20 protein-coding genes are annotated in these 21,807 nt (G+C 66.6%); 12 read left to right on the top strand and 8 right to left on the bottom strand.

Features of this window, described 5'->3' with window-relative positions; all coding sequences use genetic code 11:
* Positions 1–157: 157 nt before the first annotated feature.
* From ABE485_RS06620 to cysS, 3 genes are read right to left on the bottom strand one after another with little or no spacing between them, the layout of a single operon-like run.
* The gene (locus tag ABE485_RS06620; protein ID WP_346514348.1) at positions 158–1,123 is read right to left on the bottom strand and encodes an acetyl-CoA carboxylase carboxyltransferase subunit alpha; all 966 of its coding nucleotides are present in this window, start codon (positions 1,121–1,123) and stop codon (positions 158–160) included.
* Positions 1,124–1,159: 36 nt separating this feature from the next.
* Positions 1,160–1,804: a DNA-3-methyladenine glycosylase family protein gene (locus tag ABE485_RS06615; protein WP_346514370.1), complete on the bottom strand. Its 645-nt coding sequence runs from the start codon at positions 1,802–1,804 to the stop codon at positions 1,160–1,162.
* A 20-nt stretch (positions 1,805–1,824) separates the two neighbouring features.
* Positions 1,825–3,279 carry a cysteine--tRNA ligase gene (gene cysS / locus ABE485_RS06610; protein ID WP_346514346.1) on the bottom strand — a complete coding sequence of 485 codons (1,455 nt, stop codon included), beginning with the start codon at positions 3,277–3,279 and terminating at the stop codon, positions 1,825–1,827.
* A 279-nt stretch (positions 3,280–3,558) separates the two neighbouring features.
* Between cysS and ABE485_RS06605 the strand changes: the two genes are divergently transcribed.
* The 3 genes from ABE485_RS06605 (at position 3,559) to ABE485_RS06595 (ending at position 5,652) form a co-directional block, all read left to right on the top strand.
* The gene (locus ABE485_RS06605; RefSeq protein WP_346514344.1) at positions 3,559–4,242 is read left to right on the top strand and encodes a tetratricopeptide repeat protein; all 684 of its coding nucleotides are present in this window, start codon (positions 3,559–3,561) and stop codon (positions 4,240–4,242) included.
* Between the two features lie 134 nt (positions 4,243–4,376).
* Positions 4,377–4,886, top strand: a complete 510-nt coding sequence (locus ABE485_RS06600) for a peptidylprolyl isomerase (protein ID WP_346514368.1) — start codon at positions 4,377–4,379, stop codon at positions 4,884–4,886.
* Positions 4,879–5,652: a UDP-2,3-diacylglucosamine diphosphatase gene (locus tag ABE485_RS06595; protein WP_346514342.1), complete on the top strand. Its 774-nt coding sequence runs from the start codon at positions 4,879–4,881 to the stop codon at positions 5,650–5,652. Before ABE485_RS06600 ends, ABE485_RS06595 begins: the two co-directional genes overlap by 8 nt.
* A gap of 88 nt (positions 5,653–5,740) precedes the next feature.
* Here ABE485_RS06595 and ABE485_RS06590 read toward each other — a convergent pair whose 3' ends face one another.
* The 3 genes from ABE485_RS06590 to azu form a co-directional block, all read right to left on the bottom strand.
* Positions 5,741–6,604 carry an undecaprenyl-diphosphate phosphatase gene (locus ABE485_RS06590; protein WP_346514340.1) on the bottom strand — a complete coding sequence of 288 codons (864 nt, stop codon included), beginning with the start codon at positions 6,602–6,604 and terminating at the stop codon, positions 5,741–5,743.
* 18 nt (positions 6,605–6,622) lie between these two features.
* On the bottom strand, positions 6,623–8,209 hold the full coding sequence (locus ABE485_RS06585; RefSeq protein WP_346514339.1) for a TerC family protein: 1,587 nt from the start codon (positions 8,207–8,209) through the stop codon (positions 6,623–6,625).
* A gap of 239 nt (positions 8,210–8,448) precedes the next feature.
* Positions 8,449–8,898 (bottom strand): azurin, encoded by a 450-nt coding sequence (gene azu / locus ABE485_RS06580; protein WP_346514337.1) that lies wholly within the window; start codon positions 8,896–8,898, stop codon positions 8,449–8,451.
* A 337-nt stretch (positions 8,899–9,235) separates the two neighbouring features.
* On the opposite strand from azu, the gene ABE485_RS06575 reads away from it, so the two are divergent.
* The 7 genes from ABE485_RS06575 to ABE485_RS06545 are packed head-to-tail and all read left to right on the top strand — an operon-like array spanning position 9,236 to position 17,973.
* Complete coding sequence (locus tag ABE485_RS06575) at positions 9,236–11,425, top strand: 4Fe-4S binding protein (protein ID WP_430795400.1); 2,190 nt, start codon at positions 9,236–9,238, stop codon at positions 11,423–11,425.
* A gap of 53 nt (positions 11,426–11,478) precedes the next feature.
* Complete coding sequence (gene nosZ / locus ABE485_RS06570; RefSeq protein ID WP_346514336.1) at positions 11,479–13,392, top strand: TAT-dependent nitrous-oxide reductase; 1,914 nt, start codon at positions 11,479–11,481, stop codon at positions 13,390–13,392.
* Positions 13,393–13,398: 6 nt separating this feature from the next.
* Positions 13,399–14,700, top strand: a complete 1,302-nt coding sequence (locus tag ABE485_RS06565) for a nitrous oxide reductase family maturation protein NosD (RefSeq protein WP_346514334.1) — start codon at positions 13,399–13,401, stop codon at positions 14,698–14,700.
* Entirely contained in the window at positions 14,697–15,602 is a 906-nt protein-coding gene (locus ABE485_RS06560) for an ABC transporter ATP-binding protein (protein ID WP_346514332.1), read from the top strand. Before ABE485_RS06565 ends, ABE485_RS06560 begins: the two co-directional genes overlap by 4 nt.
* Positions 15,599–16,429, top strand: coding sequence for an ABC transporter permease (locus tag ABE485_RS06555; protein WP_346514330.1), 831 nt, complete (start codon positions 15,599–15,601; stop codon positions 16,427–16,429). The genes ABE485_RS06560 and ABE485_RS06555 overlap by 4 nt, the downstream gene beginning before the upstream one ends.
* Positions 16,426–16,926: a nitrous oxide reductase accessory protein NosL gene (locus ABE485_RS06550; RefSeq protein WP_346514328.1), complete on the top strand. Its 501-nt coding sequence runs from the start codon at positions 16,426–16,428 to the stop codon at positions 16,924–16,926. The genes ABE485_RS06555 and ABE485_RS06550 overlap by 4 nt, the downstream gene beginning before the upstream one ends.
* A 48-nt stretch (positions 16,927–16,974) precedes the next feature.
* Positions 16,975–17,973, top strand: a complete 999-nt coding sequence (locus tag ABE485_RS06545; RefSeq protein WP_346514326.1) for an FAD:protein FMN transferase — start codon at positions 16,975–16,977, stop codon at positions 17,971–17,973.
* Between the two features lie 98 nt (positions 17,974–18,071).
* Here ABE485_RS06545 and ABE485_RS06540 read toward each other — a convergent pair whose 3' ends face one another.
* The gene (locus ABE485_RS06540) at positions 18,072–18,857 is read right to left on the bottom strand and encodes an inositol monophosphatase family protein (protein ID WP_346514324.1); all 786 of its coding nucleotides are present in this window, start codon (positions 18,855–18,857) and stop codon (positions 18,072–18,074) included.
* A 130-nt stretch (positions 18,858–18,987) separates the two neighbouring features.
* Between ABE485_RS06540 and ABE485_RS06535 the strand changes: the two genes are divergently transcribed.
* Positions 18,988–19,764, top strand: a complete 777-nt coding sequence (locus ABE485_RS06535; protein ID WP_346514322.1) for an RNA methyltransferase — start codon at positions 18,988–18,990, stop codon at positions 19,762–19,764.
* 104 nt (positions 19,765–19,868) lie between these two features.
* On the opposite strand, the gene ABE485_RS06530 is transcribed toward ABE485_RS06535, so the two are convergent.
* Positions 19,869–20,858, bottom strand: coding sequence for a Bug family tripartite tricarboxylate transporter substrate binding protein (locus tag ABE485_RS06530; protein WP_346514320.1), 990 nt, complete (start codon positions 20,856–20,858; stop codon positions 19,869–19,871).
* A 161-nt stretch (positions 20,859–21,019) separates the two neighbouring features.
* Here ABE485_RS06530 and ABE485_RS06525 point away from each other — a divergent pair, with 161 nt between their 5' ends.
* On the top strand, positions 21,020–21,781 hold the full coding sequence (locus ABE485_RS06525; RefSeq protein ID WP_346514318.1) for an IclR family transcriptional regulator: 762 nt from the start codon (positions 21,020–21,022) through the stop codon (positions 21,779–21,781).
* The last annotated feature ends 26 nt before the right edge of the window (positions 21,782–21,807 follow it).

Raw genomic sequence — 21,807 nt, 5'->3', positions numbered from 1 at the left:
GCGCAAGGCCGCGGCAAGTTCAGCGGAAAGGGGAAGGGCCGGCCCGACGCCCGCCTCGGCCCGAAGCGTGGGTTCGGGCGCGGGGACGTCGGTCATGGGAGGATGGCGCGATGCGCGCGGTCCGCGGCGCCGGGCGAATGCCGGCGCCACGCGCGCTTTAAGCGCGCACTTCCTGGTAGGCGCCGTAGGACAGCACGCGCTGGACGCGCTGTTCCACGAGCTGCTCGGGCGTCAGGTCCTGCAGCTGGCGCAGGGCGTCGCCCAGCGCGCGGCGCAGCAGGCGCGCCATGACGCGCGGATCGCGGTGGGCGCCGCCCACCGGTTCGTTGACGACGCGGTCCACCAGGCCCAGGTCTTTCAGGCGGGGCGCGATGATGGCCAGGGCGTCGGCGGCTTCGGGCGCCTTGTCGGCGCTGCGCCAAAGGATCGAGGCGCAGCCTTCGGGCGAAATCACGGCGTAGGTGGCGTACTGCAGCATCAGCACGGCGTTGCCCACGGCGATGGCCAGGGCGCCGCCCGAGCCGCCTTCGCCGATGATCGTGCAGATCACGGGCACCTTCAGTTCGGCCATGGCGTACAGGTTGTGGCCGATGGCTTCGGACTGGCCGCGCTCTTCGGCGCCGATGCCGGGATAGGCGCCCGGCGTGTCCACGAAGGTGAACACGGGGATGCCGAACTTTTCAGCCAGGCGCATCAGGCGCAGGGCCTTGCGGTAGCCTTCCGGACGCGGCATGCCGAAGTTGCGCGCGGCGCGCTCCTTCGTGTCGCGGCCCTTCTGGTGGCCGATCACCATGCAGGGCGTGCCGTTGAAGCGCGCCAGGCCGCCCACGATGGACTGGTCGTCGGCGTACATGCGGTCGCCGTGCAGTTCATGGAAGTCGGTGAACATTTCACGCACGTAGTCCAGCGTGTACGGACGCTGCGGATGGCGGGCGACGAGCGCCGTCTGCCAGGGCGTGAGCTTGGCGTAGATTTCCTTGGCCAGCGTCTGGCTCTTCTGCTGCAGACGTCCGATTTCGTCGGAGATGTCTACTGCCGAATCGGCCTGCACATAGCGCAGCTGCTCGATCTTGTTTTCAAGCTCGGCGAGCGGCTGTTCAAATTCCAGAAATGTATTGCGCATGTAGTGTGGTTCCGTAGATGGGCTGCCTGGCTTGCGTCAGTATTGAACCGGCGTCGGTTCCAGACTGCGCCACAAATACCAGGTTGCCACGGTACGCCAGGGTTGCCACGCCAACGAGACTTCGCGAGCCTCGAAGCGAGAGACAGGCTCACCGCTGAAATAGTGTAGCGAGATTGCCTTGAGCAACCCAGGATCATCCAGCGGCAGGACATCAGGCCGCTGTAGATTGAAAATCAAAAACATCTCCGCCGTCCAGCGCCCGATGCCGCGGATGGCGACCAGTTCGGAAATGACGGCTTCGTCGTCCATGGCCGCCCATTTTTCGGGATGGACACGGCGCTCGCCGAAATGCACGGCAAGATCCTGCACGTATTCGGCCTTGCGTTGCGACAGGCCGGCCTTGCGCAGGCCTTCGACGCCCACGCGCAGCACGGCGACGGGCGTCGGGCGCTTGCCCACGGCGTCGATGAACTTGGTCCAGGCGGCGTCGGCCGCCTTGGTGGAAATCTGCTGCCCGATGATCGCCCGCGCCAGCGTCACGAACGGCGTGCCGCGCGAGGTCAGCCAGACCTCGGGGTGCTGGGGGATGATCTTTTTCAGGATGCGGTCGCGCCGCATCAAATGGGCTACGGCGGCTTCCCAATATTCAGGCTTGGGAATCTCGAGATCTGCAGTGGACATGTCGGGCGTATCCTGGGAATTCAAGCCCGACGCCATTGCGTCAGGCCGCCCGGCTTGTCGTCCAGCTCGATGCCGGCTTCGCGCAGTTCGGCGCGGATGCGGTCGGCCTCGGCGAAATTGCGGGCCGCCTTGGCGGCCGCGCGCGCGTCGATCATGGACTGGATGGCCTCGGCGTCCAGCGTGCTGCGCGCGCCCTGCTCCATCGCGGCCGCGGAATAGCGGGTGGGCGACTGGAAGTAGGCGGCCGGATCCTGCTGAAGCAGGCCCAGCAGCGACGCCAGGGCCTTCATCTGCCCGGCGCTGCGCGCGCTCTTGGTCTTGTTGGCCTCGGAGGCCAGTTCGAACAAGGCGGCCACGGCGCCCGAGCTGTTGAAATCGTCGTCCATCGCCGCCTTGAAGGCCTGGGCCTGCGGCTCGTTCCAGTCGATGCCCTGGCCGTCGGCCGGCACGTTCTGCAAGGCCTGGTACAAGCGGTCCAGCGCGTTCTGCGCGTCGACCAGGTTGTCGGGCGTGTAGTTCTGCGGGCTGCGGTAGTGGTTGCGCACGATGAAAAAGCGGACCATTTCGGCTTCGCGCGGGTTCACCGCGTACTGGGCCTGGTCGGCCGCCGGTTCGCTCTGCGCGACCGTCTGGCGGATGGTGCGGAAGTTGCCCAGGGACTTGGACATCTTGTCCGAATCCACCATCAGCGGGCCGCAATGCATCCAGATATTGGCCAGCGTGCCGCCAAAGGCGCCTTCGGTCTGGGCGATCTCGTTTTCGTGGTGCGGGAATTTCAGGTCGGGGCCGCCGCCGTGGATATCCAGGGGCAGTCCCAGCAGGGACTTGCTCATGGCCGAGCATTCGATGTGCCAGCCCGGCCGACCCAGGCCATAGGGCGATTCCCACTTGGTGTCGGCGGGTTCCTCGGCCTTGGCCGACTTCCACAATACGAAATCCAGCGGGTCGCGCTTGCCGGAGCCGACCGCCACGCGCTCGCCGGCGCGCAGGTCGTCCAGGGTCTTGCCGGACAGCTTGCCGTAGCCCGGAAAGCCGCGCACGGCGTAATTCACGTCGCCGTCCTCGGCGTGGTAGGCCAGGCCGTTCTGTTCCAGCTTGCCGATGATGTCCAGCATCTCGCCCACGTACTGGGTGGCGCGCGGTTCGCGGTCCGGGGTTTCGACGCCCAGGGCGCGCTCGTCGGCGTGCATGGCGTCGATGTAGAACTCGGTGACCTCGCCGATGCGGCGGCCGGTTTCGACCGCGCGGCGGATGATCTTGTCGTCGATATCCGTGATGTTGCGCACGTAGTCGACGGCCAGCCCGCTTGCGCGCAGCCAGCGCTGCACGACATCGAACGACACCAGCATCCGGGCGTGCCCGAGATGGCAGAAGTCATAGACGGTCATGCCGCACACGTACATGCGCACCTGGCCGGCCTGCGCCGGTTTGAACGGTTCTTTGGTACGCGATAACGTGTTGTAGATTTGCAGCATGGCGCTCTAGGCTTCGTTTAGTTTTCCGTGGCGGTTCCGGAAAGTTGCTGTCGACGGACGATACCGTCAAAGCGTGCCGCCCCATCCGCCCCAATTTGCACGACTGGCGGCCGGCCATGCGGCGGGCCTCCCCGCGGATGGCGGTGTCTTGCCCCAAAGCCGTGCTGGCCGATCAAGCTAAAAATCCAACCGGGGCTAAAATGGTGGTCGTCAAGTATAGCAAGCGGCCCGGCCGCGCGCGTAAGCGCCCGCCGGCCAAGACTTTTAACGGAACCCCACGTGACTATCAAGCCGCGTTTTTGCGTTGCCCTGATCGCCCTGGCCCTGGCCGGCGCGCCCGTTGGCGTGTCTGTCGCCCAGTCGATGAGCGGCGGCGGGGGAGCAAACCCCAACGCCTCCCGCACCACCCTGGATCCGATCCCGCCCGAAGGCGGCTGGGACTCGCTGGCCAAGCTGCTCGAGGCCGCCAAACCCAGCCTGGACACGCGCCTGGAACCGTCCGCCTCGCAGATCACGACGTACATCGAGCGCCTGCTGAACAACGGCAAGAACGAAGAGGCCCTGGCGATGATCGAAAAGCGCCAGGCCGAGATCAAGGACCAGCGCGGCACCGACGTCCAGCTGATGTTCCAGCATGCGCGCGCGCTGGCCGCGCTGGACCGCACGGGCGAAGCCATCGACGTCTACACCGAAATGACCACCCGGTTCCCCGAACTTCCGGAACCCTGGAACAATCTGGCGGCTCTATATGCAAGCCGCGGCGAACTCGAAAGAGCGCAAGATGCCCTGCAGATGGCATTGCGCGCCGATCCGGGCTACGCCGCCGCGCGCGCCAATCTTGGCGACCTGCAACTCATGCAGGCCTTGCGCACCTACAAGAAGGCAGCCGGCGACGGCGTGCCGGGCATGAAGGAAAAGGTCCGCGAAGTTGAAACAATGTTGAAGGATAAACAAGGCAAATGATGTCCCGTTACTCCCCTCTTCACCTGCTGCGCCTGACGGCGTGCTCGTTCGCGCTGGCTGCATTCGCCCCAGCGGTCGTCGGCGCCGCCCCGGCAGCCTCTTCTTCCACCTCCACCTCTGAAGGCACAAAAGCCATGAGCACCAATCCCCGCGTCAAGCTCCACACGAACCAAGGCGACATGGTCATCACCCTGGACGCCGCCAAGGCGCCCAAGTCGGTCGAGAACTTCCTGACCTACGTCAAGGAAGGCTTCTACAACGGCACGGTGTTCCACCGCGTGATCGATGGCTTCATGGTCCAGGGCGGCGGTTTCGAACCCGGCATGAAGCAGAAGCAGACCCACGCCCCGATCGAAAACGAAGCCAACAACGGCCTGAAGAACGACAAGTACACGCTCGCCATGGCCCGCACCAGCGACCCGCACTCGGCCACGGCGCAGTTCTTCATCAACGTCTCCAACAACGACTTCCTGAACTTCACGTCGCCCACGCCGAACGGCTGGGGCTACGCCGTGTTCGGCGCCGTCACCGAAGGCACCGACGTGGTCGACAAGATCAAGGGCGTGAAGACCGGCAACAAGGGCTTCCACCAGAACGTCCCGAACGAAGACGTGATCATCGAGAAGGCCGAAGTTCTTGAATAAGATCATCCTGTCCGGTCCGATCTGGCTGGCGTCCGACCTGCACCTGGGGCCGGCCACGCCGGCTACCTCGGAGGCCTTCCTGGCCTTCCTGCAGGCCGCGCAAGAAGAAGCCGCCGCCCTGCTGCTGCCGGGCGACATCTTCGATGCCTGGATCGGCGACGACGTGATCCGCGCCGCGCCGCCGTGGCTTGCCACGGTGCTGACGGCGCTCAAGGCTACGGCTGCCCGCATCCCGGTCTGGCTGGGGCGCGGCAACCGCGACTTCCTCATCGGGGAAGAACTGGCCAGGGCCGTGGGCGCCAGCCTGCTGCCCGAGCCGGCGCTGCTGCAGACGGACTTCGGCCAGGTCCTGCTGACCCACGGCGACGAATTCTGTACCGACGACGCCGCCTACCAGCAGTTCCGCACGATGGTGCGCAATCCGCAATGGCAGGCCGAATTCCTGTCCAAGACCATCCCGGAACGGCTGGCCATGGCCCAGCAGGCCCGCGGCGAAAGCCAGGCGGCCAACCAGACGAAATCCATGGAAATCATGGACGTCAACGCGGGCGCCATCGACGCCATCTTCCGCGAGACCGGCGTGCGCGTGCTGGTGCACGGCCACACGCACCGCCCCGCCCGCCATGTGCTGGACGTGGACGGCCAGAAGCGCGAGCGCTGGGTGCTGCCCGACTGGGACTGCGACCACGTGTCGCCGCCGCGCGGCGGCTGGCTGGTCATCGACCCCGACGGCCTGGAGTTCTACGACCTGGAAACGGAATCGTAGGCCTGGCGCGCAAGCCAAGCACGGCTTAAAAAAAAGGGGCCGCTCGTTTGAGCGGCCCCATTTCATTTACCCGGCAGTCGCGGCAGGGTCAGCGCGTGAAGATCCAGGCGGCCACGACGCCGCCGAAGATGATCCGATACCAGGCGAACACCCGATACGTGTGGTTGGCCACGAACCGCAGCACGGCCCGCACCACCACCATGGCGCTCAGGAACGCGGCGATGAAGCCCACCGCGATGCCCGACAGGTCATGCTGGGTCAGCACGCCGAAGTTCTTGTACATGTCGTAGGCCGCCGCGCCCAGCATGGTCGGCATGGCCAGGAAGAACGAGAATTCGGTGGCCGTCTTGCGCTGGATGCCGGCGATCATGCCGCCGATGATGGTGGCGCCCGACCGCGAGGTGCCGGGAATCATGGCAAAGCACTGCGCCACGCCCACGCCCAGCGCCTGCTTCCAGGTGATCTGCTCCAGCGTGTGCGCCGATGCCCGCTCGTCCGAAGCCGTGTCGTCGGCCGCGCCCGGCGCATCGCCCGGCGTGTGGTGCGTGCGGCGTTCGACGTACAGCATGATCAGGCCGCCCAGCACCAGCGTCACCACCACCACCGCCGGGTGGTAGAACACCGATTTGATGGTCTTGATGAAGATCGCGCCGATCACTGCCGCCGGCAGGAAGGCAATGATGAGATTGCGGGTGAAGGCCACCTCGCTGGACACGCCGGTCAGCGTACCCCGGATCAGCTTGAGCAGCCGTGCGCGGAACACCCACATCACGGCCAGGATGGAACCGAGCTGGATCACCACCTCGAAGACCTTGGCGTCGCTGGATTGGAAATTGATCCAGTCGCCGACCAGGATGAGGTGGCCCGTGCTGGACACGGGAATGAACTCCGTCAGGCCTTCCAGGATGCCAAGGACGAATGCTTTGAAGAGATAGAGCGAGTTCTCGGTCACGGTTCTTGGGGGTCTCTGTTAGTCGTTGGCCAGCGATGCTTCGTCGGAAAAGTGCTCTTCGGGCCGCTTTTCAACGCGCACCAGCGCAATGCGGCGGCCATCCATTTCCAGGACTTCGAAGCGGAAATGCTGATGGTGGATCTGGTATTCGCAGACGTCGCCCGGCTTGGGCAGGTGCCCGAAGCGCGACAGCAGATAGCCCGCCAGGGTGGAGAAGTCCTGGGCATCGTCGACCAGGCCTTCGGTTTCTAGCACCTGCTCGACGTGGTGCAGGTCTGCCGCGCCGTCGATCTTCCAGGTGTTGTCGCCGTCCGCCACGATGTCGGGCAGTTCGTCCTCGTCGGGGAATTCGCCGGCGATCGCCTCGAACACGTCGATCGGCGTCACCAGGCCCTCGATGGCGCCGAACTCGTCGGCCACCAGCACCAGCTGGCCGCGCGAACGCTTGAGCGTGTCCATCAGGCGCAGGATGCCGATGGACTCGTGCACGATGATGGGGTCGCGCAGGCGGTTGCGGCGCACGCGGCCCTCGGTGATCAGGTCGGCGACCAGGTCCTTGGCGCGCGCGATGCCCAGCACCTCGTCCAGCGACCCGCGGCAGACCGGGAAGAAGCTGTGCGGGGCCTCGGTGAGCTGGCGCCGGATGGTGTCCGGGTCATCGTCGATATTGATCCACGACACGTCCGTGCGAGGCGTCATGATGGACCGGATGGAACGTTCGGCCAGCGTCAGCACGCCGCTGACCATGTTGCGCTCTTCGACCCCGAAGGCCGGCACCGACGGGCCGTCGGCGCTGGGCAGGTCGGGTTCGTCGCTGGCCGGCGGCCGCTTGCCCAGCATGCGCAGGACAGCCGACGCGGTGCGTTCGCGCATCGGACGGCGCGCATCCAGCTTGAGCAGGTTGCGGCGCGCGACCTGGTTGAGCGCCTCGATGGCCACCGAGAAGCCGATGGCCGCGTACAGGTAGCCCTTGGGCACCTTGAAGCCGAAACTCTCGGCCAACAGCGAGAAACCGATCATCAGCAGGAAGCCCAGGCACAGCACCACCACCGTGGGGTGCGCATTGACGAAGCGCGTCAAGGGCTTGGATGCCAGCAGCATGATGCCGATCGCAATGACGACGGCGATCATCATGATGGCAAGGTGATCCACCATGCCCACCGCGGTAATGACGGAGTCCAGGGAAAACACGGCGTCCAGGACCACGATCTGCGTCACGATCACCCAGAAGCTGGCGTAGACGCGCGGTCCGGACGTGCCGCTGTGCACGCCGCCCTCCAGGCGCTCGTGCAGTTCCATGGTGCCTTTGAACAGCAGGAACAGGCCACCCGTCATCAGGATGAGGTCGCGGCCGGACGGCGACAGGGGACCGATGGTGAACAGGGGGGTGGTCAGTGTGACCAGCCACGACATGACCGACAGAAGGCCAAGGCGCATGATGAGCGCCAGGCTCAGGCCCATGATCCGTGCGCGATCGCGCTGCGCCGGGGGCAGCTTGTCCGCCAGGATGGCGATGAAAATCAGGTTATCAATGCCCAGGACGATCTCAAGGACGACCAGGGTAAGCAAGCCGACCCACGCAGCGGGGTCCAGCAGCCACTCCATCAGGAGCTCCAGAAGTTACACGACCGGTAATCGTACATGGAAAATCCATGACATGCCGGTGACGCATCCCCTCCGTAAGCCTGATGGACAGAGGCTTTGGGCCGAAAGGACTACGGCCCGCGCGCGCCGAAAGCCGCCCCGGCCGCCCACGCGGCGCGGCGAGCACCGCGTCGGGGCCGGCCATGAAAAAGCCGGCCCCCCGGCCGGCTCTGGCGTGACTCAACGAACCTCGGGCGGGATCAGCCGCCGACTTTCAGCGTGCCCTTCATCATGGCCCAGTGGCCGGGGAAGGAGCAGAAGAATGCATAGTTCTCGCCGGCGGCGAGCTTGGAGACATCGATGGTGACGGAGTCGGACTCGCCGCCGCCGATGACCTTGGTGTGGGCGATGACGCGGGTGTCGCCCGCCTTCACGTAGTTCTGTGCCAGGCCGGCGCCCATGCCGTCGGTGGCGACGCCCTGCTTGTCGGCTTCCTTGGTGAGCACCCAGTTGTGGCCCATGGCGACCTTCGCCATCTTGCCGACGTGCTTGAGGGTCACGGTGAATTCCTTGCAGCTCTTGTCGACGACCATTTCCTTGACGTTGAACTGCATGGCGTCGTTGCTTTCGATGGTGGCTTCACATTGCGCAGCCAGCGCGGGCAGGCTGGCTGCAGATAGAAGAATGGCTAGGGTGGCTTTTGCCAGCATGAATCTCTCCGATGACACAGCGGTCGATGCACGTGCGCCAGCCCATATGCAGACGCCGTTGCCGCCGCGGACCAGTGTAGGACCGGCCCGCTTGCGCACTATTGACATCCATCAAGCCGCCCCCCGCATTCCTGCAAAATCCACGGGACATCCCCTACGTTTCGTAGGGGTATTAGCCATTCAAATGCCCAGATTGACAAACCGCAATCTGGTTCCTGTTGCAAGTTCGTAGGATGCCTGTAAGCAAACACGACCAACAGAGTTCAGCATGCGCGGCAGTACAGCAGCAAATCACGGGTTCACTCGATGCATTCAGGCCGCGCTTCTCGTTTTATGGCTGTCGTGCGTGTTGATCGGTCAGGCGGCGCAGGCCCAGCGGCTGCCCGAGTTCCTGGCGTCCACCCCGATCGACGCCGTGTTTCCCGGCGCGGACCGCGTGGGTCCGGCCGAAGGCAAGCCGACCGTTGCGCGCGTCTATGCGGGAGACCGGCAGCTCGGACTGGTGTACCTGACGACCGACGTCGTCAACACGCGCGGCTACTCCAGCAAGCCGATCGACGTGCTGGTGGGCCTGTCCGACAGCGGGCGCATCATGGGCGCCAAGCTCGTCGAACACCACGAGCCCATCGTGCTGATCGGCATTCCGCAATCCAAGGTTGATCACTTCATCCAGGGCTACGTCGGCCTGAACTTCGTGGAGTCGCCGCCCCGCCACGGCGCGCCGCCGCCGGTGGACATCGTCAGCGGCGCCACGGTCACGCTGATGGTGATCGGCGACACCATCACGCGGTCGGCCATCGCGGTGGCGCGCGCCCATGGCATCGACAAGGCCGGCGCACCGCGCCAGGCCGCGCCCGCCGCGGCCACGCGCGTGCTGGACGACGCGCAGAACGGCGTGCAGTCCTGGCAGGAACTGCTCGACTCGGGCGCGGTGAAGAATCTGCGCTTGACGCTCGCCGACGTCAACCAGGCGTTCCTGCGGTCGGGCAGGAAGGACGCCGCCGAACACGGCGAAGGCGAACCCGACGACACGTTCATCGACCTGTACGCCGCGCTGGTCAGCGCGCCTGCCATCGGCCGCAGCCTGCTGGGCGATATCGGCTGGCAGCGCCTGAAGGAACGGCTCAAGCCCGGCCAGCAGGCCGTGCTGGTCGCCGGCAACGGCCTGTATTCGTTCAAGGGTTCCGGCTATGTGCGCGGCGGCATCTTCGACCGCATCGAAGTCATCCAGGACGAAGGCGCCTTCCGCTTCCGCGACCGCAATCACCAGCGGCTGGCGGACGTCTCCGCCGCGGGCGCGCCCGCGCTGCGCGAGGTCGCGCTGTTCGTCGTGCCCGACGACGCCGCGCTGGATCCGGTCAAGCCCTGGCGCCTGCAGCTCATGGTGCAGCGCGTGCTGAGCGTGTCGGACAAGGCCTTCGTCACGTTCGACCTGCCCTACGAGCTGCCCAAGGCCTACACCCGGGCCGTCGCCCCCGCGCCCGCCGCGGCGCAGGCCGCGCCAGCAGCAGGGGCAACGCCCGCCGCGGCGGTCGACTCCGACGCCGCGCCGGCGCTGTGGAAGCAGATCTGGCATGGCAAATCCGGCCAGATCGCCATCCTGACCGTGGCGCTGATCGTGCTGGTGGGCATCTTCTTCTTCCAGGACCAGCTTGCCGCCCGCCCCCTGCTGCACGACCGCCTGCGCCTGGCGTTCCTGGCCTTCGCGCTGTTCTGGATCGGCTGGTATGGCCAGGCGCAGCTGTCCATCGTCAACGTGCTGACGTTCTTCTCGGCGCTGCGCACGGATTTCCGCTGGGAATACTTCCTGATGGATCCGCTGGTGTTCATCCTGTGGTGCGCCACCGCGATCTCGATGGTTTTCTGGAACCGGGGCGCCTTCTGCGGCTGGCTGTGCCCGTTCGGCGCCCTGCAGGAACTCTCGAACCGCGTCGCCCGGCGGCTGGGCGTGCGCCAGGTCAAGGTCCGCCACGGCGTGAACCAGCGGCTGTCCACGCTGAAGTACGTGATCTTCCTGCTGCTCTTCGGCTTCTCGCTGTATGACCTGGCCGTCGCCGAACAGCTTGCCGAAGTCGAGCCCTTCAAGACCGCGATCATCCTGCACTTCGTGCGCCACTGGCCGTTCGTGCTGTTCGCCGTCGCGCTGCTGGCCGCGGGCCTCTTCATCGAGCGCTTCTTCTGCCGCTACCTCTGTCCGCTGGGCGCCGCGCTGGCCATCCCCGCCCGGCTGCGCATCTTCAACTGGCTCAAGCGCTATCGCGATTGCGGCAATCCCTGTCAACGCTGCAACAACGAATGCCCCGTGCAGGCCATCGAGCCAACAGGAGAGATCAACCCGAACGAGTGCATCCAGTGCCTGCACTGCCAGATGCTTTATCACCACGAGCAGAAGTGTCCCCACCTGATCCAGAAGCGGTCCAAGCGCGAACGGCGCCCGGCGCCGCCGCCGGAGCCGGCGGTGCAGGAAGTCGTGATGGTCCGCATGCCCAACCTCAATCCGGCGAATCGCCCCAACCACGAATCGTGAAACACGATTTTCGTACCACGGCGCGACGCGCCGTCCCTACCAAGGAGTCATCCATGTCCGAGAACACCCCCGAAAAAGCCGGCCTCAGCCGCCGCAGCTTCCTGGGAACCGCCGCCATCACCGGCGCGGCCGGCCTCGTCGCCGGCGCGCACATCCCCACAGCGCACGGCAAGGAGGGCAAAGCGGGCGCGGGCGTGCTCGGGCATGTCGCCCCGGGCGAGCTGGACGAATACTATGCATTCAACTCCAGCGGCCAGTCCGGCGAAGTGCGCGTGCTGGGCCTGCCGTCCATGCGCGAACTCGTGCGCATTCCCGTCTTCAACCATTGCAGCGCAACGGGCTGGGGCCGCACCAACGAAAGCCGCAAGATCCTCACGGAAGGCCTGACGCCCGAGACCCGCGAATTCCTGAAGGACAAAGGCGGCGTGTTCCCGAACGGCGACGCGCACCACCCCCACCTGTCGTTCACCGACCAGACCTACGACGGCCGCTACCTCTTCATCAATGACAAGGCCAACAACCGCGTGGCCCGCATCCGCCTGGACGTGATGAAGACCGACAAGATCACCGAGCTGCCCAACGTCTCGGGCGTGCACGGCCTGCGCCCGCAGCGCTATCCGCGCACGGGCTACGTGTTCGCCAACGGCGAGCACATTTCGCCGCTGCCCAATGACGGCAAGGTGCTGGACGATCCCAAGAAGAACTTCTTCGCCGTGTACACGGCCATCGACGGCGACACGATGAAGGTCGCGTGGCAGGTGCTGGTGGACGGCAACCTGGACAACGGCGACGCCGACTACCAGGGCAAGTATTCCTTCGCCACCTGCTACAACTCCGAAAAGGGCGTGACCGTCGAGGAAATGTCGGCCAACGAGCAGGACTGGGTCGTCGTCTTCAACATCAAGCGCATCGAGCAGGCCATCAAGGACGGCGACTTCAAGACCATGGGCGGCGTGCCGGTGGTGGACGGCCGCCACGGCTCCAAGTACACGCGCTACATCCCGGTGCCCAACTCGCCCCACGGCTGCAACGCCGCGCCCGACGGCATCCACCTCATGCTGAACGGCAAGCTGTCGCCCACCGTCACGGTGATCGACGTGCGCACGCTGGACGACCTGTTCGCCGACAAGATCAAGCCGCGCGACTGCGTCGTGGCCGAACCGCAGCTGGGCCTGGGCCCCCTGCACACCGCCTTCGACGGCCGCGGCAACGCCTACACCACGCTGTTCATCGACAGCCAGATGGTCAAGTGGAACATCGACAAGGCCAAGCGCGCCTACAAGGGCGAAAAGGTCGACCCGATCATCCAGAAGCTGGACGTGCACTACCAGCCGGGCCACAACCACTCCACGATGGGCGAAACCAAGGAAGCCGACGGCAAGTGGCTGGTGTCGCTGAACAAGTTCTCGAAGGACCGGTTCCTCAACGTGGGCCCGCTCAAGCCCGAGAACGACCAGCTCATCGACATTTCGGGCGACGAGATGAAGCTCGTCCATGACGGCCCCAGCTTCGCCGAACCGCACGACATGTGCCTGGTGCACCGTTCCAAGGTCAATCCCGTCAGCGTCTGGAAGCGCGACGACCCCATGTGGGAAGACGCCCGCCAGATCGCCAAGAAAGACGGGGTGTCGCTGGAGGACGCCGCCAAGGTCGTGCGCGACGGCAACAAGGTCCGCGTCTACATGATGGCGGTCGCGCCGATGTTCAGCCTGAAGAAGTTCGAGGTGAACCAGGGCGACGAAGTCACCGTGTTCGTGACCAACATGGAGGTGATCGAGGACCTGACGCACGGCTTCACGCTGGAAGGCCACGGCATCGCCATGGAGATCGGACCGCAGGCCACGTCGTCGGTGACGTTCAAGGCGGACCGCCCGGGCGTCTACTGGTACTACTGCCAGTGGTTCTGCCACGCGCTGCACATGGAGATGTCCGGCCAGATGATCGTGCATCCCAAGAAATCCGCGTAGCGCCTCATGGTCTTCATCGCAACCTTGCGACACGCGGTGCGGGCCGCGGCCGGCCTTGCGCTGGCCTGCCTGGGCCCGGTCCTGCACGGCGCGGCCACGGCCGCGACCGTGGACCTGGCCGCGGGTGCGGACCTGGCCCGGGCGGTCGCCGCGGCGCAGCCCGGCGACACGCTGCGGCTGGCGCCGGGATCCTACGCGGGCGCCCTCGTCAGCGACAAGCCGTTGACGCTGGAAGGGCCGCAAGACCGTTCCGCCGTCATCGCCGGCACGCGCCACGGCCGCACGCTGTGGATCAAGGCCGCCGACGTCACGGTGCGAAACCTGACCATCACGCGCTCGGGGCTGGACCTGCCGGACATGGACGCGGGCGTGTTCCTGGACCGGACCGCGCACCGCGCGGTGGTCGAGCGCAACGACATCCTGGACAACCTGTTCGGCGTCTATGTCTGGGGCCCGGACGACGCGATGGTGCGCGGCAACCGCATCGTGGGCAACCGCGAGCTGCGCGTGGCCGAACGCGGCAATGGCGTATCGCTCTGGAACACGCCCGGCAGCGCGGTCGTGGACAACGACATCTCCGCCGGCCGCGACGGCATTTTCGTCAACACCAGCAAGAAAAACCGGTTCGTCGGCAACCGCTTCCACGAGCTGCGCTACGGCGTGCACTACATGTACACCAACGACAGCGTGATCAGCGGCAACCTCTCCACCGGCAACGACATCGGCTTTGCCATCATGTATTCGCACCGCCTGATCGTCACGGACAACGTGGCGGCGAATAACGTGGAACAGGGCCTGATGATGAACTACGCCAACAACTCGGACATCTCCGGCAATACGGTGGATGGCGCCGACAAGTGCGTGTTCATCTACAACGCCAACAAGAACCGCTTCGCGGACAACCATTTCTCGAACTGCGGCATCGGCATCCATTTCACCGCGGGTTCGGAAGGCAACCAGATCACGGGCAACGCCTTCATCAACAACCGCAACCAGGTCAAGTACGTGGGCACCCGCGTGCTGGAATGGTCGGACGGCGGGCGCGGCAACTACTGGAGCGACAACACCGCGTTCGACCTGGACGGCGACGGCATCGCCGATACCGCGTACCGGCCGAACGACGTGGTTGACCAGTTGCTGTGGCGCGCCCCGGCCGCGCGCATCCTGCTCAACAGTCCGGCCATCTCGGTGGTGCGCTGGGCCCAGTCGCAGTTCCCCGCGATCCTTCCCGGAGGCGTCATCGACAGCGCGCCGCTGATGAAACCCGCCGCGCAACGCGCCGCGCAGAACGCCAAGGAAACCCCATGAGCAATGCCCTGGTGACGCTTTCGGGCGTCAGCAAACACTATGGAACACACCGGGCCGTCAGCGTCCTGGACCTGGACCTGCGCGAAGGCGAGTGCGTGGCGCTGGCCGGGCACAACGGCGCCGGCAAGAGCACGCTGATCAAGCTGATCCTGGGCCTCATCCGCCCGACGCACGGCCGCGTCATGCTGTTCGGCCACGACGCCCACAGTCCGGCCGCCGCGCGCCTGCGCGCGCATATCGGCTACCTGCCGGAAACGGTGGCGCTGCATCCCGCCATGACGGGCGCGGAGACGCTGGCCTTCTATGCGCGACTGAAGCGCCAGCCGCTGTCGCGCAATCCGGAACTGCTTGAAAAGGTGGGCATTTCGGGCGCCGCCCATCGCCGGGTCGGCGGGTACTCGAAGGGCATGCGCCAGCGGCTGGCGCTGGCGCAGGCGCTGCTGGGACAGCCCCGGATCCTGCTGTTCGACGAGCCCACCACCGGGCTGGACCCCGCGTCGCGCCTGAAATTCTACGAGATCGTGCACGAACTGCGCGCCAGCGGGGCGACCATCCTGCTCAGCACGCATGCGCTGTCGGAACTGGCCGGCCACGCCGACCGCATCGTGGTCATGAAGGCGGGCGTGAAAATCGCCGACGGCGCCATGTCCGCCCTGAGGCGCGACACCGGACTGCCCATCCGCATCAGCGTGACACTCGGGCAGGCCGGCTCGTACGCCCCGCCCTCCCCCGCGTGGCGCCCGGTCGAGCCCGGCCGCTACGAACTGCTGTGCCACGAGGCGGACAAGGTGGACGCCATCCGCAGCATCGGCGCCATCGCCTCGCCCATCAGCGACCTGGACATCCAGGTGCCGGGCCTGGACGACATCTACGCCCACCTGCTTGAACGGGAAGACGCATGAACGCAGTCAGCACAATCATCGGCAAGGAAATCCGCGACGGCCTGCGCAACCGCTGGGTCCTGGCGACATCCGTGCTGCTCGCCGCCCTGGCCCTGGCGCTTGGCCTTCTGGGCAGCGCCCCCACCGGCGCGGTGAAGGTCGATCCGCTGACCGTGACGGTCGTCAGCCTGTCCAGCCTGTCCATCTTCCTGGTGCCGCTCATCGCCATGCTGCTGGCCTATGACGCCATCGTCGGCGAGGTCGACCGCGGCACCATGGCCCTGCTCCTCAGCTACCCCGTGTCGCGGTGGCAGGTGATCATGGGCAAATTCATCGGGCATCTGGCCATCCTGGCCATCGCCACCGGCGCCGGCTACGGGTCGGCGGGACTGGCGCTGCAATGGGTGTACGGCGGCATGGACGCCGACGCCTGGCGGCCCTTCGCCATGCTGATCGGCGCCAGCGTGCTGCTGGGCGCGAGCTTCCTGGCGATGGGCTACCTGGTCAGCACCCTGGTGCGCGAGCGCGCCACCGCCGCGGGCATTGCGCTGGGCGTGTGGCTGTTCTTCGTCGTCATCTACGACATGGGCCTCCTGGGTGTGCTGGCCGCCGACCAGGGGCGGCATGTGACGCCGGGCCTGCTCAATGCGTTGCTGCTCGCCAATCCGTCCGACGTGTACCGGCTGTTGAACCTGACCGGCTTCGAGAACATTTCGATGTACTCGGGCATGGCGGGCGTGAGCGACCAGGCCCATCTGCCGGTGCCGCTGCTGCTGGCCGCGCAATTGCTGTGGATCGCCGTGCCCTTCGTGCTGGCGGCAATCTGCTTCCGGAGGAAACAGCTATGAACCCGCTACGACTGGCCGCCATGCTGGCCCTGGCCGCCGCGCTGTCGGCCTGCGGCGGCGACGAGGCCACCGAGCCGCCCCCGGCGCCGCAGGCCGTGACCGCCGAAGCCATCGGCCACTATTGCGGCATGGCCCTGCAGGACCATGCCGGCCCCAAGGGCCAGATATTCGTCCGGGGCCGCGCGGCGCCCGTCTGGTTCTCGTCCATCAAGCAGGTGTTCGCCTACACCTTGCTGCCCGAAGAACCCAAGGGCCTCAGCGCCATCTACGTCAACGACATGTCCGCCGCCGGCCCCGACGGCGCGGCCGACCCGCGGTCCTGGGTGGACGCGCGGCTGGCGTTCTATGTGATCGGAGGCGGATTCATCGGCGGCATGGGCGCCGAAGACGCCATGCCGTTTTCGGACAAGGCCCGGGCGCTCGCGTTTGCCCAGGCGCATGGCGGACGCGTGGTGAGCTTCTCCGAAATGCCCGAGGACTATGTCTTTGCCCAATAGCGCGCGGCCCGCCGCCGCGCCCACCGTCTTTCATCCATCCCCATCGCCATGAGCCAATTCTCCCGCCGCCGCTTCATCGGCATCGTCGCCGCCTCCTCCGCGCTGGCGCTCGCCGCCGGCCTTCCCCGCCGCGCGCGCGCCGCCATCGCGCCCACATGTTGGCAGGGCGTCGCCCTGGGCGCGGACGCGGAACTGCGCCTGTACCACCCCGACCCGCGGGCCGCCGAGCAGCTCATCGAGCAGGCGCTGGCGGAACTGCGTCGGCTCGAGGGCATATTCAGCCTGTACCGCGACGACAGCGCGCTGTCGGTCCTGAACCGCCAGGGCGTACTGGCGGACCCGCCCGCGGACCTGGTCCGGCTGCTGAGCGAAAGCCGGCACTACGCCGACCTGACCGGCGGCCTGTTCGACCCCACCGTGCAGCCCCTGTGGCGGGTCTACGCGGAACACTTCGCCCGGCCGGACGCCGCGCCCGAAGGCCCCGCCCCCGCCGCCATCGCCAGCGCGCTGGCGCGCGTGTCGTACCAGGCGATCGACGTGGATACGCAACGCATCCGCTTGCGTCCCGGCATGGCCCTGACGCTCAACGGCATCGCCCAGGGCTACATCACCGACCGCGTGACCGAGCTGTTCCAGCGCGCCGGCCTGGAGCGTGCGCTGGTCGACATGGGCGAAATACGCGGGCTGGAGTCCGCGGCCGGCGGGCCGGGCTGGCGCGTGGGGCTGGCCGATCCGCTGCAGCCCGACCAGATCCTGGCGCAGGTGCCGGTCAGCAACCAGGCGCTGGCCACGTCCGGCGGCTATGGCACGCCGCTGGACCCCGCGGGGCGCTACTCGCACCTGTTCGATCCGCGCGACGGCGGAGCGCGGCCGCTGTACCGCAGCGTGTCCGTCATGGCGTCCACCGCGACGGCGGCGGACGCGCTGTCCACCGCGTTCTCGTACATGCCGCTGGAAGAGACCGCCGCGGCCGCGCGCCGCCTTGGGGTCGATGCCTGGATGGTGCTGCCGGACGGCCAGTTGCTCGCGCGGACGGGCCGCGTCTGAAGGGCCTGCACGGACAGCGCGCCTGCCAAGCCCGCCCTTTTCCCGGGCGGAAACAAAAAAAACCGGCCGTCAGGCCGGTTTTTTCATGCTTGCGCGCCTCAGGCCGCCGACGGCGGGTTCAGCGACGACAGCATCTGCGTGAAGATCTTCGGGCTGGCGGCCAGCACGTTGCCGCTGTCCATCCAGCCTTGCTCGCCGTCGAAATCGGCGACCAGGCCGCCGGCCTCCAGGACCATCAGGCTGCCCGCAGCCAGATCCCAGGGCTTGAGGCCTACGCCGCAGAAGCCGTCGAGACGGCCCGTGGCCACATAGGCCAGGTCCAGCACGGTGGAACCCAGGCGGCGCACGCCGGTGGCGCCTTCGGCCATCTGGCGGAAACGCTGCGAGCCCGTTTCGGGATCGCCGGCGTTGGGCCAGTGCGCGCCCAGCAGCGCGTCGTGGTAGCGGGTGCGGCCCGACACGCGCACGCGGCGGTCGTTCAGGAAGGTGCCGCTGCCGCGGCTGGCCGTGAACAGTTCGTTGCGCGACGGGTCATAGATGACCGCCTGCGTGACCTGGCCGCGCTGCGTCAGCGCGATCGACACGGCGTAGTTGGGCAGGCCGTGGATGAAGTTCGTGGTGCCGTCCAGGGGATCGATGATCCACTGGAATTCGGCCTGGTCGGGGCCCTGCAGGCCGAATTCCTCGCCCAGCACGGCATGGTCCGGATAGGCGGCATGCAGCGTCTCGACGATGGACTCCTCGGCGGCGCGATCGACTTCCGTGACATAATCGCGCGGCCCCTTGCGTGCCACGCTGAGTCGTTCCAAATCCATGCTGGCACGGTTGATAATGGTGCCGGCACGCCGGGCCGCCTTGATGGCGATGTTGAGCATCGGGTGCATAAAATTCCGTACGTATGCGATGAGTTGGCTTGATGGTAGGCCGCTTGCCGCCCCCCGGGCGCGCCGTCGCCCCCACGGGGAAATCGACCCAAAAAACCAGGAAGGCACGAAGCCAAACGTGCCATTTTAAATGACTCAAGCATTTTCACGTGTTCGCTTCGTAATGGTGAACCCCAGCCACCCCGGAAACGTCGGTTCCGCGGCCCGTGCGATCAAGACCATGGGCTTCTCGGAACTGGTGCTGGTGGAGCCCAAGTTCCCGGATGTAACCACCCAGCCGGAAGCCGTGGCCCTGGCCAGCGGCGCGCTGGACGTGCTGGAGAACGCCCGCATCTACCCGACGCTGCAAGAAGCGCTGGCCCCGGTCACCCTGGCTTTCGCCCTGACCGCCCGAGTCCGCGACCTGGGCCCCCCGCCCTGCGACATCCGCCAGGCGGCCGATCTGGCCTGCGCCCATCTGGCCGAAACCGCCGAGGGCGTGGCCGCCGTGGTGCTGGGGACCGAGCGCGCGGGGCTCACGAACGCCCAGATCGCGCTGTGCCATCGCATCTGCCACATCCCCGCCAACCCCGAGTACAGCTCGCTGAACGTCGCCCAGGCGCTGCAATTGGCCGCCTGGGAGCTGAGATATGCGCTGCTGGTGGACCAGGGCGCCACCCTCCTGCCCCAGTCGACCGCCCAGGAGCCCGCCCGGGGCGCCGCGCCGGCCTCCAGCGAGGCGGTCCAGGCATTCCTGGCGCACTGGGAAGAAGCGCTGATCGGCGTCCAGTTCCTGGATCCCGCCCATCCCAAGAAGCTGATGCCGCGCATGCGGCACCTGTTTTCGCGGCTGTCGCTCACCCGCGACGAGGTCGACATGATGCGCGGCGTCTGCACCGCGATGCTGAATACGGCAAAGAAGAAATAGCGGTCGGCGCCCGAGCGTCGGCGGGATGCAAAAGCAAAGGGACGGGCAATGCCCGTCCCTTTTTTTGGAGCGCAACGAGGGCGGCTCGTGGCCGCCCGCCGCGATCAGTCCACCGTGGCGCCCGAGGCCTTGACCACGGGGGCCCAGCCTTCCACTTCCGACTTGATGAACTGGCCGAATTCGGCCGGCGTGGTCTTCACGCCCACCGCGCCCAGCTTCTCAAAGCTTTCCTGCACGGAGGGCTTGTCCAGCGCCTTCTGCATGGCGGCATTGAGCGTGTTGATGACTTCCGGCGGCGTGCCGGCCGGGGCCAGCAGGCCGAACCACGACGACACGTCGAAATCGGTAAAGCCCGATTCCTGCATCGTGGGCAGGTCCGGCGCGCTCTTGGAGCGGTCCTTGGTCGTCACGGCCAGGGCGCGCAGCTTGCCCGACTGGGCGTGCGGCCATGCCGACGGCATGTTGTCGAACATGAACTGCACCTGGCCGCCGATCAGGTCGGTCATGGCCGGCGCGCTGCCCTTGTAGGGCACGTGCAGGACATCAATGCCCGCCTTCATCTTGAACAATTCGCCGGCCATGTGGATGGACGTGCCGCTGCCCGACGAGGCGAAAGCCAGCTTGCCGGGATTCTTCTTGGCGTATTCGACCAGTTCCTTCACCGACTTGACCGGCACCTGGGGATTCACGACCAGGATATTCGGCACCTTGGCGCCCAGGGCGACCGGCGCGAAATCCTTGGTGAGATCGAACGAGACGTTCTTGTAGAGCGTCTGGTTGATGGCGCTGGTGACGGCCACGAACAGCAGCGTGTAGCCGTCCGGCGTGGCGCGCTGGACCTGGTCGGTGGCGATGTTGCTGCCGGCGCCCGGCTTGTTTTCAACCACGAACGATTGGCCCAGGCTCTCGGTGAGCTCCTTGGCCATGATGCGGGCGATCACGTCGGTGGTGCCGCCGGCGGAAAAACCGACCACGATGCGGACAGGCTTGTCGGGATAGGCGGCGTGGGCGGAACCCATTGCGAATGCGCTTGCGGCGGTGGCCAGAAGGGTGGCGGCCAGACGCCGCAGGCCAGGCTTTTGACCTGTAGTCATAGTGTCTCCGTGCAGGTACTGTCCATTAGATGGACGATTCGAATTATTGGATGGTCGCATTCTGCGCTATACACATGGATTACATCAAGGTAGAGTCCACCCTACGGACAATGGTTTTCCCTTGTCCGTTCCTTGATAACCCTTAGTTTTCAGAGATTTGCATGCAAGACAGCGATGCCGCGGCCGCAGGCCCACGCACTTTGCGGCGCGGTCTGGCCGTCCTGGCCGCCCTGCGGGACCAAGGACCCGACGGCCTGAGCGTGACTGACATTGCCCGCCTCACGGGCATACAGCGCCCCACCATTTATCGCCTGCTGGCCGCCCTGCTGGACGCCGGGCTGGTGCTGCCGGTGTCGGGCACCAAGAAATACCGCGCCCAACTGGCGGTCGACCCCGACACGCGCTCGCGCGATCCGCGCGTGCGCCAGTTGCTGCCCGTGCTGCGCCGCCTGGCCGACCGCACCGGCGATGCCGTGTTCCTGGTGGTCCGGGAAGAGGACGATTCGATCAGCCTGCACCGCGAGATCGGCAGCTATCCCGTGCAGATCCTGGCGACCTACGCGGGCAAGCGGCAGCCGCTGGGCGTGGGGTCCGGCGGCATGGCCCTGCTGGCTGCGCTGCCGGACGACGTGGCGCGCGGCATCGTCGAGCGCAATTCCGGCAGGCTGGATGAATACGGCGGCATGACGCCCCAGGAGATGTACCGGCTGATCGAGAACACCCGCGCCCGCGGCTATTCGGTCGTCGGCAACCATGCCGTGCGCGGCGCGCTGGGCGTGGGCTGCGCGCTGCTGGATCCGCAAGGCGCGCCGCTGCTGGCCGTCAGCGTCACCGCCATCATCGACCGCATGCCGGCGCAGCGCCAGCGCGAGATCGCGGGCTGGATCAAGGCCGAGCTGGCCAGGCTGGCGGTCCCGACCTGATCGGCCGCAACGCGGCCCGATAAAAA

It is taken from the genome of Achromobacter spanius (assembly GCF_039673305.1).
Classification (GTDB): Bacteria; Pseudomonadota; Gammaproteobacteria; order Burkholderiales; family Burkholderiaceae_B; genus Achromobacter; species Achromobacter spanius_F.
Note: the sequence above shows the minus strand (reverse complement) of the source record. Positions and strands in the feature narration are given on the sequence as shown.